At 37.7% G+C, this 16,191-nt stretch carries 12 protein-coding genes; 11 read left to right on the forward strand and 1 reads right to left on the reverse strand.

Annotated features, from left to right (window positions below; translation table 11 throughout):
• The first annotated feature begins 4 nt into the window (after nucleotides 1-4).
• The 3 genes from CWD91_RS02955 to CWD91_RS02965 are packed head-to-tail and all read left to right on the forward strand — an operon-like array spanning nucleotide 5 to nucleotide 1,727.
• Complete coding sequence (locus CWD91_RS02955) at nucleotides 5-388, forward strand: TraR/DksA family transcriptional regulator (protein WP_031445713.1); 384 nt, start codon at nucleotides 5-7, stop codon at nucleotides 386-388.
• A gap of 34 nt (nucleotides 389-422) precedes the next feature.
• Complete coding sequence (locus CWD91_RS02960) at nucleotides 423-1,043, forward strand: hypothetical protein (RefSeq protein ID WP_103439437.1); 621 nt, start codon at nucleotides 423-425, stop codon at nucleotides 1,041-1,043.
• Nucleotides 1,044-1,076: 33 nt separating this feature from the next.
• Nucleotides 1,077-1,727 carry a lipoprotein signal peptidase gene (locus CWD91_RS02965; protein WP_103439438.1) on the forward strand — a complete coding sequence of 217 codons (651 nt, stop codon included), beginning with the start codon at nucleotides 1,077-1,079 and terminating at the stop codon, nucleotides 1,725-1,727.
• Here CWD91_RS02965 and CWD91_RS02970 read toward each other — a convergent pair.
• Complete coding sequence (locus tag CWD91_RS02970) at nucleotides 1,699-2,259, reverse strand: 5-formyltetrahydrofolate cyclo-ligase (RefSeq protein ID WP_103439439.1); 561 nt, start codon at nucleotides 2,257-2,259, stop codon at nucleotides 1,699-1,701. The two genes, CWD91_RS02965 and CWD91_RS02970, sit on opposite strands and share 29 nt — an antisense overlap.
• Nucleotides 2,260-2,834: 575 nt before the next feature.
• Between CWD91_RS02970 and uvrC the strand changes: the two genes are divergently transcribed.
• From uvrC to CWD91_RS03010, 8 genes are all read left to right on the forward strand, one after another.
• Nucleotides 2,835-4,622: an excinuclease ABC subunit UvrC gene (gene uvrC, locus CWD91_RS02975; RefSeq protein WP_103439878.1), complete on the forward strand. Its 1,788-nt coding sequence runs from the start codon at nucleotides 2,835-2,837 to the stop codon at nucleotides 4,620-4,622.
• 17 nt (nucleotides 4,623-4,639) lie between these two features.
• Complete coding sequence (locus tag CWD91_RS02980; protein WP_103439440.1) at nucleotides 4,640-6,898, forward strand: patatin-like phospholipase family protein; 2,259 nt, start codon at nucleotides 4,640-4,642, stop codon at nucleotides 6,896-6,898.
• A 263-nt stretch (nucleotides 6,899-7,161) separates the two neighbouring features.
• Entirely contained in the window at nucleotides 7,162-8,304 is a 1,143-nt protein-coding gene (hppD, locus tag CWD91_RS02985; RefSeq protein WP_103439441.1) for a 4-hydroxyphenylpyruvate dioxygenase, read from the forward strand.
• 427 nt (nucleotides 8,305-8,731) lie between these two features.
• Nucleotides 8,732-9,559, forward strand: coding sequence for a DUF3108 domain-containing protein (locus tag CWD91_RS02990; RefSeq protein ID WP_103439442.1), 828 nt, complete (start codon nucleotides 8,732-8,734; stop codon nucleotides 9,557-9,559).
• A 1-nt stretch (nucleotide 9,560) separates the two neighbouring features.
• Entirely contained in the window at nucleotides 9,561-10,520 is a 960-nt protein-coding gene (locus tag CWD91_RS02995) for a tryptophan 2,3-dioxygenase family protein (protein ID WP_103439443.1), read from the forward strand.
• A 7-nt stretch (nucleotides 10,521-10,527) separates the two neighbouring features.
• The gene (locus tag CWD91_RS03000; RefSeq protein WP_103439444.1) at nucleotides 10,528-11,793 is read left to right on the forward strand and encodes a peptidoglycan DD-metalloendopeptidase family protein; all 1,266 of its coding nucleotides are present in this window, start codon (nucleotides 10,528-10,530) and stop codon (nucleotides 11,791-11,793) included.
• 4 nt (nucleotides 11,794-11,797) lie between these two features.
• Nucleotides 11,798-13,435, forward strand: coding sequence for a glucose-6-phosphate isomerase (gene pgi / locus CWD91_RS03005; RefSeq protein WP_103439445.1), 1,638 nt, complete (start codon nucleotides 11,798-11,800; stop codon nucleotides 13,433-13,435).
• Between the two features lie 171 nt (nucleotides 13,436-13,606).
• A complete protein-coding gene (locus CWD91_RS03010) occupies nucleotides 13,607-16,177 on the forward strand; it encodes a TonB-dependent receptor (protein ID WP_103439446.1) in 2,571 nt (856 codons plus the stop codon).
• The last annotated feature ends 14 nt before the right edge of the window (nucleotides 16,178-16,191 follow it).

Consider the following 16,191-nt stretch of genomic DNA (forward strand, 5'->3'; position numbering starts at 1 on the left):
GATTATGGCCGAAGAATTAAAAGTAAGGTACGCGGATAAGGATTTAAACGAGTTTAAAGTCCTGATCGAAGAGAAAATTGAAAAAGCAAAAAGTCACTTGGAACTTTTAAAGAGTTCTTATATGAATGATGGTAACAACGGTACGGATGATACTTCACCAACGTTCAAGGCTTTTGAGGAAGGCTCTGAAACAATGAGCAAGGAAGCAAATACCCAATTGGCCATTCGTCAGGAGAAATTTATTAGAGATCTAAAAAACGCCTTGTTGCGCATAGAGAACAAAACCTATGGCATATGCCGTGTTACAGGAAAGCTGATCAGTAAAGAGCGACTTAAGTTAGTACCGCATGCAACGCTGAGCATTGAAGCAAAAAATATGCAATCCTAAAATTTAAAAACGCCTAACAGGGCGTTTTTTTATTATGAGACTAATTGTAGTTCTTGTCTTCCTATTGGGTACTTGTTTTTTATCTGCCCAAAAAATGGTTGTTAAAACCATTGAGGATTCCAGTTTTCCGTATATTCAGATCGATACCAAGAATTGTTATTCCGTTGTTTTGGAAACAGTGGATATTCCCAAGATAACCGTGGTGGGGACATTGGATGGCGAGTATGTACAAAATTTATTGGTAAATGTAAACCAAGAAGGAAGTACAGTATTGGTCAGTGCGGGATTTCAGCCCAATTTTATTTTGCCAAACGACAAGTTAAGTGCACATAAGGTGGTCTCCGTCTCACTAAAAATTTCAATCCCAAAATACCTCAATGTCCTGTTGCACGGTACCAGTAGCAATGTTAAGGTAACCGGGGAATATTCAGGTCTAAAGATCACCTTGTCCGATGGCGGATGCACCTTTGAGGGAGGGGGAGAAAATGTTTCCATAACGACCCAAAGTGGAAATATTAATCTTATTACCAAAAATGCACGTATTATGGTATCTACAAAATATGGCCAAATTAATCGGGAACCAATGTCTTCTGGAGATGATCATTTTACGCTTAATTCTGTGAGCGGAAATATCAACATAAGGAAAACCGAATAATATGTTTATTTTTGCCGAACCTATTTTCAAGAAATGAGTTTAAAAAAATCCCTAATTATCATAGTAGTAATTCTGGCCATCGACCAGATAAGTAAAGTTTATATTAAAACTCACTTTGTTTTAGGTGAATCGGTGGATGTTTTTAGTTGGTTCAAGATTTTGTTTATAGAGAACGAAGGTGCTGCATGGGGGACTAAACTTAGTGATTTACTGCCGATATCCGATGTTGTAGGGAAACTGGTACTGACCATATTTCGATTGTTCGCTATTGTCGGAATTGGATATTGGTTGTTTGATACGATAAAAAAGAATTCTTCCAAAACCTTAATCCTGGCCGTATCGCTCATATTCGCCGGGGCATTGGGCAATATTTTGGATTCTGTATTTTACGGAATGATCTTTAACGATAGCTATTCCCAAGTGGCGACAGCCTTCTCTTCGGAACCTTATGGCAGTATATTTCACGGAAAGGTAGTGGATATGCTTTATTTTCCCATGATAGACTCAGTGTGGCCGGAGTGGGTGCCCATGGTGGGCGGAAATAATTTTCGTTTTTTCGAACCTGTCTTTAATATTGCTGATACGGCGATAAGTACTGGAGTGGGGATTTTAATTGTTTTTAATAAAAAAGCTTTTGGGGAAAGTTCCGAGGAAGTTAAAACGAATATATCCGATCAGGAGTAACGCAATAGTTTAAGGGTATATCGTACGGATTTATATCCGTTATCTTTTCCTCTGCCTCAAAAAGGGAAAGGCCTACCTTAATAACATCGGTTCTGCACTTTTGCAATAGCACATCGTAAAAACCCTTTCCATAACCAACTCTGTGGCCCTCAAGGTCAAAAGCCATTAAAGGGAGAAATACGACTTCTATTTTCTCAGGAGGCACTTCAATTCCATCCACTGGTTCCGGGATGTTCAAGTGATTTTTTTTGATAGGGGTATTATCGGTAAGTAAAAAGTTGATTAGATTTTGGTCATCCAACATTTTAGGAAGTAGAATGTTTTTGTCCTTACCCTGCAAAATAGACATTATATAGCTGGTGTCGACTTCTTTTTTTTCAGTAATGGAAAGGAATAAATGATAGTAGGAATAATTCCAAATAGGTAATTTAAGTAGCTGGTTGGCCAATGATAAACTTAAATCTGATATTAATTGTGGAGTAAGATTTTTACGGCGTTCAGAGTAGATTAAACGCAAATCTTTTTTCAACATATCTGGGGGTTATACTTTAGGCTTTCGGGGGATAGATACGTCAGGATAACTATTCCTTGGAAGCCACTGCATAATAAATTTTGAAAAAAAGCATAAGTATTAAGTATGTTCCCAAAGTTATTATATAGTTGTCCATGCGTTAAATAATTTTAATTTGTCTAAATATAGGTAAAAAAATAATAAATCATCCACCAAGGGTATCATTTTATCGATGAAATACATGTTTTTTAACAATTATTTTGGTTTTTGAATTATTAGCCATGCTAATTTTTTAACTTTTTAAAGTTAATTACCTGAAAAACAATTAGTTGCAAAATAGTGTACGATAACGATTATTTTGGGTCAAAGTGCATTTAATCGATAATAATTTTTGCCTTGTCGAGTTTAATTGGATTTTTTATAAAAAGTAGATCTGTAATTTCAGAATTGTGTATCCCGGGGTTACATTAATTATCTCCCAATTTATTCTATGAAATTCTGATGAAGGGAGTTAAAAAGCTATAATTTTTGTGTCCTTTGGGAAAAACACAGTAATTTTCCTAAGTCAAGTAAAAAAGAAAACCTCCTTAAAATACATGTCCCAAATTCCTATAGAAGTTCAATTGAGTTCGCTTCCTACCAATCCCGGGGTATATCAATTTTATGACATGGAAGATAAGATTCTATATGTGGGCAAAGCTAAGAACTTAAAAAAAAGGGTTAGCTCATATTTTAGTAAGAATCACGAGATAGGAAAAACCCGGGTACTTGTAAAGAAAATAAGGTCTATTAGACATATCGTGGTACCTACCGAGTCCGATGCGCTATTATTGGAAAATAATCTAATAAAGAAATACCGACCAAGGTATAATGTATTGCTTAAGGACGATAAAACATTTCCATGGGTTTGCATCAAAAATGAAAAGTTTCCCAGAATCTTTCCTACCAGAAAATTTATCAAGGATGGGTCGGAATATTTTGGGCCGTATACCAGCATGAAAACCGTTCATACGCTATTGGACCTGATCAAAAGTGTATATCCTTTACGCACATGTAACTATGATCTTTCTTCAGAAAAAGTAGCGGCAGGTAAGTATAAGGTTTGTTTGGAGTATCATTTGGGAAATTGTAAGGGTCCCTGTGAAGGTTTCCAGTTGGAGGAGGATTACAATAGGCAGATACAGGAGATACGGGAAATCATTAAAGGTAATTTTAAATCATCCCTTCACTATTTCAAAACGCAGATGACTTCTTTGGCACAGGATATGAAGTTTGAGGAAGCTCAATTAATAAAGGATAAGATAGAAGTTTTGGAAAATTATCAAGTAAAGACCACTATAGTAAATCCTAAGATCAATAATGTTGATGTGTTTACTATTATTTCCGATGAGGTTTTTGCCTACGTTAATTTCCTGCAACTTTCCCATGGTTCTATCATACGTTCCCATACCATGGAAATAAAAAAGAAATTGGATGAAACGGATAGTGATTTGCTACAATTGGCGATAGTAGAAATTAGACAGCGATTCAATTCACAATCAAATGAGATATATGTCCCTTTCGCTGTTGCCTTGGAAGCGCATCTAAAAGTCATTGTTCCCAAATTGGGAGATAAAAAAAAGATATTGGAACTTTCAGAACGCAATGCCAAATTTTTTAGACAGGACAGGTTTAAGCAAATAATGATTATAGATCCGGACAGACATACCAATAGAATAATGGGGCAAATGAAAAAGGATTTGCGACTGTCTGCGGAACCAAGATATATTGAGTGTTTTGATAATTCCAACATCCAAGGAAGCAATCCGGTTGCGGCCTGTGTAGTTTTTAAGGACGGGAAACCTTCCAAAAAGGAGTATAGGCATTATAATATTAAAACTGTTGAAGGCCCAGATGACTTTGCTTCAATGGAGGAGGTTGTTTATAGGCGTTATAAGCGACTATTGGAGGAGCAACAGCCTTTGCCCCAACTTATTGTCATAGATGGAGGAAAGGGTCAACTGTCATCCGCGCTAAAAAGTTTGGATATGTTGGGATTAAGAGGAAAGATAGCCATAATAGGAATTGCGAAAAGATTGGAGGAAATTTACTTCCCAGAAGATCCTATTCCTTTATATTTGGATAAAAAGTCCGAATCGTTGAAAATAATTCAACAACTGCGAAATGAAGCCCACAGATTTGGGATTACGTTTCACAGAAACAAACGAAGCAAGGCAGCCATTAATTCAGAATTGGAAAGCATAGAAGGCATAGGGGAAAAAACTGTGGAGGAATTGCTGAAAAATTATAAATCGGTTAAAAGGATAAAGGAAGCCAGTTTGGAGAATTTGGCCCAAACCATTGGAATGTCAAAAGCCAAGAAAATCTACGAAAATTTTCATTAAAGAGCTATCTTAACTACATGCTAAAGTCACTGTACATATTTTGTTTACTAATTTTTCCACAACTATTCCATGCACAGGTACAGACGGAAAGGAAGGATGTGAAAGTAGGACTGGTCCTGAGTGGTGGTGGAGCAAAAGGTTTGGCCCATATTGGAGCCTTAAAAGTAATTGAAGAGGCTGGGGTAAAAATTGACTATATAGCGGGTACCAGTATGGGGGCCATTGTTGGTGCACTATACGCATCAGGGTATTCCGCCAAGGAGTTGGATTCCATTTTCAAAAGCACGGATTTCCAGGCATTAATACAGGACAATGTGCCCAGAAGCGCCAAAACATTTTATGAGAAAGAGGATTCGGAAAGATATGCGTTGACACTTCCGTTCAACAATTTTAAAATCACCATTCCACAGGCCATATCGGGAGGGCAAAGTATCTATAACGAGTTTGTAAGATTATTATACCATGTCAAGGACATTAATGATTTTAGTAAACTTCAAATCCCATTTGTATGCGTTGCCACAGATGTAGAAACTGGGGACGAGGTACTGTTAAATAAAGGGTATTTGCCTGAGGCCATTTTGGCCAGCGGTACATTTCCGTCACTTTTTAGACCCGTGGAGATAAACGGGAGAGTATTGATAGATGGTGGAGTGGTAAATAATTATCCAATCGGGGAATTAAAGAAAATGGGCGCCGATATTATTATAGGTGTAGATGTACAGCATGGATTGTCGGACAGGGAATCTTTGTTGAGCGCTACGGAAATTCTGCTACAGATCAACAATTATAGAACGGTACGTGACATGGAAAAAAAATCGGCCCAAACCGATATTTATATCACCCCTGATATCAAAGGCTACTCTGTGATAGATTTTGACATGGGAAAAATAATAATAGATAAAGGGGAGGAAGCAGCCAAATTACATATTCCGGAATTGCTGAAGGTTGCCTCGCAGCACTATGCACAAAGACCAAAGGTATCGGCGGCGAATATAAAAGATACCTTATTGATCAATGATCTGGTGATAAACGGGAACTATAACTATTCCAGGGCCTATATCAAGGGTAAATTAAGATTTAATGTAGACGACAAGGTTACCTTTGAGAAACTTCAACAGGGTATAAACAATTTGTCCGCTACTGGGAACTTCAGGTCCATTAAGTACGAATTGCTCAACAACGGTCCTGGGGTAGGTTTGTTGTTGAATGTCAGAGAGAATCCAGATAAAATGTTCATTCGTTTAGGGGTGCATTTTGATGATCTCTACAAAAGTGCAGGAATAATAAACCTAACCCGAAAGAATTTTCTAATGGATGATGATGTGGCCTCAGTCGATTTGATTATTGGTGACAATCTTAGGTACAATTTGGAATATTATGTGGATAAAGGTTTTTATTGGAGTTTCGGGATTAATTCCAGGTTCGATGATTTTAATAAGGAAATCGATTTTGATTTGATAAAATCCAATTTTGATGTCGAAAATAATTCCAATATTAGAAAAATAAACTTAAGCGCAACGGATTTAACCAATCAAGTTTATGTGCAAACTGTTATTGAGGAAGAATTTTCTTTTACACTTGGTTTGGAACATAAATTATTGAAATTTAGCACTAAAACTTTAGGGCAGTTGGATACCATTTCCAACCCGATTACCACGGGAAATAACAGAACTTATTTTGAGAAAAGCCACTATTACAGTTCCTATGGGCAACTTACCTATGACACATATGATGATGTTTATTTTCCTACCAAGGGTTTGTTTTTTGATGGAGACTTTCATTTTTATGTGCTATCCTCCGATTTTAACGATAATTTTAAGGAGTTTTCCATCGGTAAAGCCAGAATGGGAGGGGCATTTTCCCTGGCAAGAAATTTATACTTAAATCTGGAAACCGAGGGAGGTTTTAAATGGGGCATATCACCTGTTACATCTCTAGATTTTGTGTTAGGCGGTTATGGAAACCATTTAATAAACAATTTTACCCCGTTTTACGGATATGATTTTTTAAGTTTAGTGGGAAACAGCTATGTTAAAGCGTATGCCAGAATCGATTATGAGTTTGTTTCCAAGAACCATATGTTGTTTGCAGCAAATTTTGCCAATGTGGGCGATGACCTGTTTAGAACGGCAGATTGGTTTAAAGCACCGGAGTATTCCGGTTATGCACTTGGCTATGGCCTTGAATCTTTTATAGGGCCCATTCAGGTATTCTATTCCTATTCCCCGGAAATTAAGCAGAATCACATCTTTTTTAGTATTGGTTATTGGTTTTAGGAGTTGCTTAGACAGCCATTTAGGGAAATTAAAAAGGAATGCCCTTAACAGTTAATGCCAAGATTTATTACGATATTTGTTAAACAGGATTTTGATCATGCTGCAATTTAGGATTGATATTACTGCCCATCTTAGGGCCATGTGGTGATTTGCCGCAACATATTGGTTATCTGAGCATTGGCTCGTAGGATAACGGCAACTTTCATTTTTTTAGCTGAGGATTTGGCTACGTACGTTACAATTCAATTCAAAAATTTATTACTATGGCAACAACGGATAAATCATCTTTAAAATTAACAAAGGAAAACTTGGAGGCTGAAGATTTTCTTCCGCTTTTGGGTACCGATTTTGTAGAACTATATGTGGGAAATGCCAAGCAGGCCGCTTATTACTATATGGCGGCATGGGGTTTTCAGCCCTTGGCTTATTCCGGTTTGGAAACGGGGCTCAAAGATCGGGTTTCCTACGTAGTACAACAAGATAAAATAAGATTGGTATTAACCTCTCCCTTAAAATCTGGAGGGGATATCAATAGACATATAGACGCGCATGGAGATGGAGTAAAGGTTATAGCATTGTGGGTAGATGATGCTAGGGAGAGTTATGTGGAAACAATGAAACGTGGGGCAGAAAGTTATTTTGAGCCCAGGGCCAAAAGAGATGCTGATGGAGAGGTCGTCCTATCCGGAATCCATACCTATGGAGAAACGGTACATGTCTTTGTGGAGCGCAAAAACTATAAGGGCACTTTCATGCCTGGATATCGGCCATGGAAGCCCTTTTATAAACCAACGGATGTAGGACTTAAGTATATAGACCATATGGTGGGCAATGTGGGCTGGAACGAAATGAACAAATGGTGCCAGTTCTACGCAAAGGTTATGGGATTTGCCCAGTTGGTCTCCTTTGACGATAAGGATATTTCAACGGAGTATACGGCTCTAATGAGCAAAGTAATGAGTAATGGTAACGGAAGAATTAAATTTCCAATAAATGAACCTGCGGACGGAAGAAAAAAATCACAAATAGAAGAGTATATAGAATTTTATAATGGAGCCGGGGTACAGCATATGGCAATGGCCACGGACAATATTATAGAAACGGTTACCGCGCTTAAGAATAGAGGGGTGGAGTTCCTTACCGTACCCTCCAGTTATTATGAAGATGTGTTGGATAGGGTGGGCACTATAGATGAGGATTTAGTGCCCTTGAGTGAGCTTGGGATACTTATAGATAGGGATGATGAGGGGTATTTGCTGCAGATCTTTACCAAGCCCATTTTGGATAGGCCTACCATGTTTATCGAAATAATTCAGAGGAAGGGTGCAAAATCCTTTGGAAAGGGAAATTTTAAGGCATTGTTTGAAGCAATAGAGCGGGAACAAGAGTCGCGAGGAACGTTATAAAAAGGGCTTTTTCTTAACTTTTTGCCAATTTTGGGCAGCTAATTATTAAATAGTGTTAATAGAATCGTTAAAGTAAGTTAAATCTTATTTTTAAAGTAAATCTTGTATTAAATTTGTTCTTGTAAGGGGTGGTTCCCTTACAACTTTAAGTATTGGTTTTTCATAATTTAAAGTTTGGTTGGTTATTTAGGAAAAGCCCAGTTTTGCGACTGGGCTTTTTTTTGTGGGTTTATTTTTGGAACAAATTTTGTTTAAGTAATATCAAATAAAAGAATAGTAAAATCGTTTTTATTAATTTTACAACACTAAAGAGGTGTTATTTAGACTTTTGCAAAATATCAACCTTGCCAATTACGTTAAATATATCCTCTTATGTTGATGGGCGAAAAGTATTTCTTGCCCTTTTGTAATAGATCAAATTAAACAGATGAAAAAGATTTGCATTGTACTGGTTTTAATTTTTGGATTTACTATTAATTCCCAAGTTCAGCAGCTGGAAAATGAGGGGGGGGCACATATGCCTGAAGATTCAGAAAGTACGTCTGCTTTTAAAATAGGAGAATGGTTAAAATTTAGAATCCATTATGGATTTCTGAATGCCAGTTACGCTACACTACAGGTAAAATCCCATAATTTGGACGGAGTTCCTGTCTATCATGTGGTAGGCAACGGTAAAACAACTGGTTTCGCCAGTATATTTTTTAAGGTGGACGACACCTATGAAAGCTATTTTGATAAGCGGGATGGAAGGCCTTATAAATTTATTAGAAAAATTGATGAAGGTGGATATACCAAAGATATTGAAGTAAATTTTGACCACAACAAGGATATTGCGGTGCTAAACGATAAAAAAAAGGATAAAAAGTTTAATTTTACCATCCAAGAGGGCATACAGGATTTAGTTTCGGCCTTTTATTTTCTCCGAAACAACTACAAAGTTGAAGAATTGGTTGAAGGAGAGTCCATCGAATTAAACTTGCTTTATGATGATGACGGAGTATTTAAGTTTAAGCTTAAATATTTGGGAATGGAGGTTTTAAAGACAAAATATGGCAAGGTCGAATGTTTAAGGTTTAGGCCGTATGTGCAATCTGGAAGGGTATTCAAGGAACAGGAAAGTTTGTCGCTTTGGGTATCCAATGATAATAATAGAATTCCTGTTAGAATACAGGCCGATTTGAGTGTTGGGTCTATAAAGGCCGATTTGGATGGCTACAACGGACTCAAACATCAATTTAAAATAATAATGGATTAAAATGAATAAAGAGCATATTGATTCCCAGATTTCCAAACTAGAAGAAAAATACAAGGATTCTGGGCAAGACCTAAGCTCTTATTTGGATGGCCTTCTATATCAGCGCTATCTCACCTATTGGGATTACATTCATTTGGATACCTTGTTAAGTATCCAAGTGCCCAGGACACATTTCCCGGACGAGGAGATATTTATAATGTACCATCAGATTACCGAATTGTATTTTAAGCTTATCCTCCACGAACAAAAGCAAATAGTGGATGATAAGACCCAGGATGTGGATTTTTTTATTGAAAAAGCTAACCGTATCAATAGTTACTACCAAGTTTTGATCTCTTCGTTTAGTGTTATGATCAAGGGGATGCAACGCGAGCAATTTATGCAGTACAGAATGGCATTGCTCCCGGCAAGTGGATTTCAATCTGCCCAATATAGGATGATTGAGCTGTATGCAACACCATTGGAGAACCTGGTGTACTTCTCGGAAAGGCATAATTTTTCATCCAAAAATAGCATTGAGGATTTATACGAACATATATATTGGAAAAAAGGAGCTACCGATGTTGTTACAGGTGAGAAAACCTTGACTCTAAAGCAATTTGAATACCGTTATACGCCAAGATTGATACGAATTGCCAACCAAGTGAATAACAGTACTATATATCACAAATACCAACAATTGCCACAGCAGAGTAAGGATAATAAAACCCTGGTTGAAGCGTTAAAAGCTTTGGACATCAATGCCAACGTAAATTGGCCCTTGATGCATATGGGGTCGGCATATCGTTACTTGACAAAGGACAATGCACAGATCGATGCCACAGGAGGGACAAATTGGAAGGAATATTTGCCTCCAAATTTCCAGAAAGTTGTATTTTTTCCGGAACTGTATACAAAACAAGAGTTAAATAATTGGGGAAAACAGTGGGTAGACCATATCTTTAACCCAGAAAAAGTATAGAATAACAATGCAAAAATATTGGGGCCTAGTTTTAAGTTTAGTTTTTATAATTTCATGTAAGGAGGACAAACCTGTATCGCACGAAATAGCAGAGGTGGTAACTATAGAAAAACCTGTCGTTGTTAAAGAGTTTGGGTTTGATATGAACGATTTTGAGGTTCTGCGCGATACCGTAAAAAACGGCGACAGTTTTGGAGAGTTAATGTTAAAAAATAGTGTTGATTATCCTAAAATTGCCAGGGTTTCCGAGCACTTCAGGGATACTTTCGATGTCCGTAAAATAGTTGTAGGAAAACCTTATCTAATTTTAAAATCCAAGGATACGGCTAATCATGCCCAGGTTTTTATTTATCAGAATGATCCCATTAACTATACCGTGGTCGATTTTAGGGATAGTGTAATGGCCTATAAGAAAAAGCAAAAGGTTAAATATGTGGAGCGCGAAGCTTCAGGTGTTATTGAATCTTCTTTGTCCGAAGCTATTTTGCAACAGGGCATAGACTACAACGTTACCAATAATTTATCCGAAATTTATGCTTGGACCATTGATTTTTTCAGACTTCAGAAGGGAGATAGGTTTAAGGTAATCTACAAGGAAAAGTATATCAACGACACCATTTATGCAGGTGCCAGCGGAATTGAGGCCGCTTATTTTGAACATAATGGTGAGCCCTTTTATGCCTTTAATTTTGTTGCTGATTCTACAAAAAACATTAATGATTATTATGACGATCAAGCCAAAAACCTAAGACGTACGTTTTTGCAATCCCCAGTTCAATTCAGTAGAATATCCTCTAGGTATAATTTAAATAGAAGAATTGCCTATTATGGTTATAAGGTTAGGCCGCATAAGGGAACGGATTATGCAGCTCCTATTGGGACTCCAATTTTAGCTACCGCCAATGGTACCGTTACAGAATCCACAAGAAAAGGTGGCAACGGTAAGTATGTAAAGATCCAGCACAATGGTACTTATAGCACCCAGTATCTCCATATGAGGAAACAGAATGTGAAGAAAGGTGATTTTGTGAAGCAGGGAGATGTAATAGGTGAGATCGGAATGACAGGCAATACCGGTGGTCCCCATGTATGTTATAGATTTTGGAAAAATGGCCATCAAGTAGATCCCCTTAGGGAAAAATTACCGGCAGCCGAGCCTATAGCAGATAGCCTAAAAATAGAGTACTTGGATTTTGTGGGACCAAGAAAAAGTCAATTGGATTGTATAGAATATATAGAATTGCCAGAAGAAGATTTGCTAACACTCAATTAATAAAATGGCCTTACAGAACACTGACCCAACCAAAACCGACGCCTGGAAAAAACTTGTAGAACATTTTAAAAAGAATTCCAGTACAACTTTAAAAGACTTGTTTGCTCAAGATTCCGATCGGGCAAAAAAGCACAGTATTCGTTGGAACGACTTTCTGGTCGACTATTCAAAGAATAGGATTACCCAAGAAACCTTGGAACTTCTTTTGCAATTGGCCAATGAAGTAGGATTAAAGGACGCAATCCGAAAGCAGTTTGAAGGAGAAATAATAAATAATACTGAGGGGAGGGAAGTTCTTCACACAGCCCTTAGGGCAAAAGAATCAGATATAATCAAAGTTGATGGGGTTAACATTGTTCCAGAGATTTATGATGTAAAACAAAAAATAAAGTCATTCACGGATTCAGTTATTTCTGGATCTAAAAAGGGCTATACCGGAAAGACCTTTACCGATGTGGTGAATATAGGTATTGGGGGTTCGGATCTAGGACCTGCCATGGTGGTGGAAGCTTTAAAATTTTATGGTAACCATTTAAAAATGCATTTTGTCAGCAATGTGGATGGGGATCATGTTTATGAAACCCTAAAAGGGTTAGATCCCGAAACAACATTGTTCGTCGTGGTTTCCAAGACGTTTACCACTCAGGAAACCTTGAGCAATGCTACAACTATAAAGAAATGGTTCCTTAAGCACGCAACCCAAAAGGATGTAGCCAAGCATTTCGCTGCAGTGTCTACCAATACCGAGAAAATATCCGAATTTGGAATTGTTCCGGAGAATGTATTTCCTATGTGGGACTGGGTCGGAGGTAGGTTTTCTTTATGGAGCGCCGTTGGACTTTCCATTGCATTGGCAGTAGGCTACAAGAATTTTGATAATATGTTGGTTGGGGCCAATGAAATGGATGACCATTTTAAGAAGGCCAATTTTTCTGAGAATATTCCTGTTATTTTAGCACTTATTAGTATTTGGTACAATAATTTTTATGGAGCAGAGACCGAGGCTATTATTCCTTATACCCAATATTTAAGTAGGTTTTCCGCCTATTTGCAACAGGGTATCATGGAGAGCAATGGAAAAAGTGTGGATAGGAACGGTAATAAGGTAACCTATGAAACAGGTACCATAATCTGGGGTGAGCCAGGAACAAATTCACAGCATGCCTTTTTTCAATTGATCCATCAAGGCACCAAATTGATTCCAACCGATTTTATTGGTTTTAAGGATTCTTTGCATGGAGATAAAGACCACCACAATAAATTAATGGCCAACTTTTTCGCTCAAACGGAGGCGCTTATGAATGGCAAGACTTCTGAAGAGGTTAGGAAAGAGTTGGAGGATAAAAAGGTGCCGGAAAAAGAAATTGCGGGAATTTTGCCATTCAAGGTCTTTGAGGGGAACAAACCTACCAATACCCTTTTTATTAATAAACTGACACCCAAGAGCCTGGGGTCGCTTATAGCACTATATGAGCATAAAATATACGTACAAGGGATCGTATGGAATATTTATAGTTACGATCAATGGGGTGTAGAGTTGGGTAAACAGTTGGCTACTGCCATTTTGAACGACATTGAGGGTTCGGAAATTGCGAATCATGATGCTTCTACGTTAAATCTTTTGGATTTATTTAAGAAATAAAAGACATTTTTGCCAATGCCTAACAAATGGCAATAACAACCTGTTTTTCAGGAGTTTTTAGGTTTATAATGTTAAATTTGCACCGACTAATTTAACATTATGGTAATATATTGTTGTAAAAATTAAATCACTTTTGCAGCAATTATTTAAAACTAATTAACTCTAAGAAAAATGAAAAAAATGTACTTTGTTATTGCCGCAGTTTTATTAACGGCAGTTGGGTTTGCCCAAGGAACTATTACCGGTTCTGTAGTGGATGGTGATTTTGGAGACCCCCTACCAGGAGCTAATATTTTGGTTCAAGGAACTACAAATGGGGTTGCCGCAGACTTTGATGGTAACTTTACCATAGACGTTGCCCAAAGTTCGGGAACTTTGGTAATCTCCTATATTGGATTTATTAGTAAGAAAGTAAATTTTACTTCAGTAGGTAATATAGGGGCCATTTCCCTAAATCCAGATGCTCAGGAATTGGAAGGAGTGGTAATTGTTGGTTCAGGGATTATAGATTTAGCGGACGATAGACAAACACCAATCGCCGTTTCTACAATAAAGGCCAACGAAATAAGGGAAAAAACCGGGAATTGGGATCTACCAGAGGTTTTAAAGTCTACCCCTTCTGTGCAAAATGTAAAAGGTGGTGGGTTTGGAGATGGTCAAATGTTCTTAAGAGGATTTGATCAGACCAATACGGCCTTCTTATTAAACGGACAGCCAATTAACGGAATGGAAGATGGTAAAATGTACTGGTCCAACTGGTCCGGTGTTTTGGATATTGCCAATGCAATTCAGGTGCAAAGGGGATTGGGGTCTTCCAAATTGGCAATTTCTTCTGTTGGAGGAACGGTGAATATAGTAACCAAAACATTGGATAAACGTGAAGGAGGTTTTGTCCAATCTATGATCGGCAATGATAATTATATCAAGACGACAGGATATTATTCTACAGGTTTAATGGAAAATGGCTTGTCTGTAGCTGCAATGCTGGGGCACTGGCAAGGTGATGGTTATGTTGATAATACAGGAGGTCAAGGACAAACCTATTTCCTGTCCTTTGGATATGTACCCAACGAGAATAATATTTTCAACTTTATTTTAACAGGAGCTCCACAATGGCATGCTGCCGCCGGTTCCGACAATCTAAGGACTTTTTTGGATAATGGAAGAAAATATAATTCCTGGAATACTGCCAATGTAAATAGCCCTAATACATTGAATGGTGGAGCCTACCCTGGAGGTAGAAATATCTATCACAAACCAGTGGCCAATTTAAGTTGGGATTTGACTTTTAATGACACCTCCTCTTTATCTACAGTTTTGTACGGGTCTGTCGGTAGGGGTAGTTTTGCCCAATTAATTACGGATAGGAATACTGGCGATGCCCTTTACGCAAGAGGTTCAAATAACAATCATAACTGGTCAGGTCTAGTTTCCAATTTCAACAAAAAGATTAACGAAAATCTGGATTTTAATTTTGGTGCAGATGTGCGTCTATATAAAGGAATCCACTTTAGGGATGTAAGGGAGTTTATTGGGGTTAATTCAGTATCTGCTTCCAGTAATTATAACGGAGGTGCCTATGAACTGACCAATGCCTATGGAGGTATTAATCCTTGGAATATTACTTTTAACCCAAATGATGATCATTCACAAAGATTTGGTTATGACTATGAGGAAGTAATTAACTATGCTGGGGTATTTGGCCAGTTGGAGTATTCCAAAGATGCTTTTTCCGCTTTCTTTCAAGGATCGGCATCTACCCAAAGCCATGTTAGAACGGAATTTTTAAATGCAGCGAACGAAGGACAGGCAGACGAATCTGAAAAGGTCAACAACCCAGGTTTTAACGTTAAGGCAGGTACCGCATATAGTCTGTCTGAACAGAACATTGTATTTGTAAATGCAGGTTATTACTCACGTCAGCCTTATCACAGCGATTTATATGTTGACGATAGAAATTCCAACCAACTAAATCCTTTGAGCAAGGAAAATCAGAAAATTACAGGTCTAGAGGGGGGATATAAATTTTTGGGTGATGTTATCTCTGCCAATTTAAACGTTTACTATACCATTTGGGACAATAGAATAGTTTACAGTTCAAATGATACGGATGATGATAATATTGTGGATGAATTTACACAATCCAGCCCATTAAAGCAGGTACATTCCGGGGTGGAATTGGAAGTATTTGCTCGTCCTGCAGACGGATTGAATTTTCAAGGATTTGTGTCCGTGGGTGATTGGAAGTACGACGGAGACGTTACAACAACCACTTCGGATGAAAATGGAAATATATTGTCCACTGGTGATGCAAGTTATATTGATGGAGTAAAGATTGGTCAGGCCGCTCAATTTACTGCCGGAATCAGCGGTAATTATGAAATTTTACCAAGATTAAAAGTGGACGCCAACTGGAATTTATACGATAATCTATATGGAACCACAAATTTTGGCGACTCGGAATTTAGAAGCCAGGATAATAGGGGGGCTATTAAATTACCATCATACAATACTATTGATACTGGGTTGTCTTATAGATTATTGGTAGGGAAAGAGGATAATAGATCCATACAGTTCCGTCTGAATATAAATAACCTTCTTGATGAAGAGTATTTGGAGAGTTCTCAGGATAACAGACATGTTGAAGCTGGAGATGACGTTTGGAACGGGGTAAACACCGACAACCGGGTTAGGTTTGGTTATGGAAGAACTTGGAACGTTAGCATGCGCTATAACTTCTAATATAATTACAGTTC

Origin of the sequence: Arenibacter hampyeongensis (genome assembly GCF_002909255.1) — a bacterium.
Classification (GTDB): domain Bacteria; phylum Bacteroidota; class Bacteroidia; order Flavobacteriales; family Flavobacteriaceae; genus Arenibacter; species Arenibacter hampyeongensis.

Coding starts and splice junctions, on each gene's coding strand:
- CWD91_RS02955 (WP_031445713.1), top strand. CDS start 5: ATGGCCGAAGAATTAAAAGTAAGGTACGCGGATAAGGATTTAAACGAG.
- CWD91_RS02960 (WP_103439437.1), top strand. CDS start 423: ATGAGACTAATTGTAGTTCTTGTCTTCCTATTGGGTACTTGTTTTTTA.
- CWD91_RS02965 (WP_103439438.1), top strand. CDS start 1,077: ATGAGTTTAAAAAAATCCCTAATTATCATAGTAGTAATTCTGGCCATC.
- CWD91_RS02970 (WP_103439439.1), bottom strand. CDS start 2,259: ATGTTGAAAAAAGATTTGCGTTTAATCTACTCTGAACGCCGTAAAAAT.
- uvrC (WP_103439878.1), top strand. CDS start 2,835: ATGTCCCAAATTCCTATAGAAGTTCAATTGAGTTCGCTTCCTACCAAT.
- CWD91_RS02980 (WP_103439440.1), top strand. CDS start 4,640: ATGCTAAAGTCACTGTACATATTTTGTTTACTAATTTTTCCACAACTA.
- hppD (WP_103439441.1), top strand. CDS start 7,162: ATGGCAACAACGGATAAATCATCTTTAAAATTAACAAAGGAAAACTTG.
- CWD91_RS02990 (WP_103439442.1), top strand. CDS start 8,732: ATGAAAAAGATTTGCATTGTACTGGTTTTAATTTTTGGATTTACTATT.
- CWD91_RS02995 (WP_103439443.1), top strand. CDS start 9,561: ATGAATAAAGAGCATATTGATTCCCAGATTTCCAAACTAGAAGAAAAA.
- CWD91_RS03000 (WP_103439444.1), top strand. CDS start 10,528: ATGCAAAAATATTGGGGCCTAGTTTTAAGTTTAGTTTTTATAATTTCA.
- pgi (WP_103439445.1), top strand. CDS start 11,798: ATGGCCTTACAGAACACTGACCCAACCAAAACCGACGCCTGGAAAAAA.
- CWD91_RS03010 (WP_103439446.1), top strand. CDS start 13,607: ATGAAAAAAATGTACTTTGTTATTGCCGCAGTTTTATTAACGGCAGTT.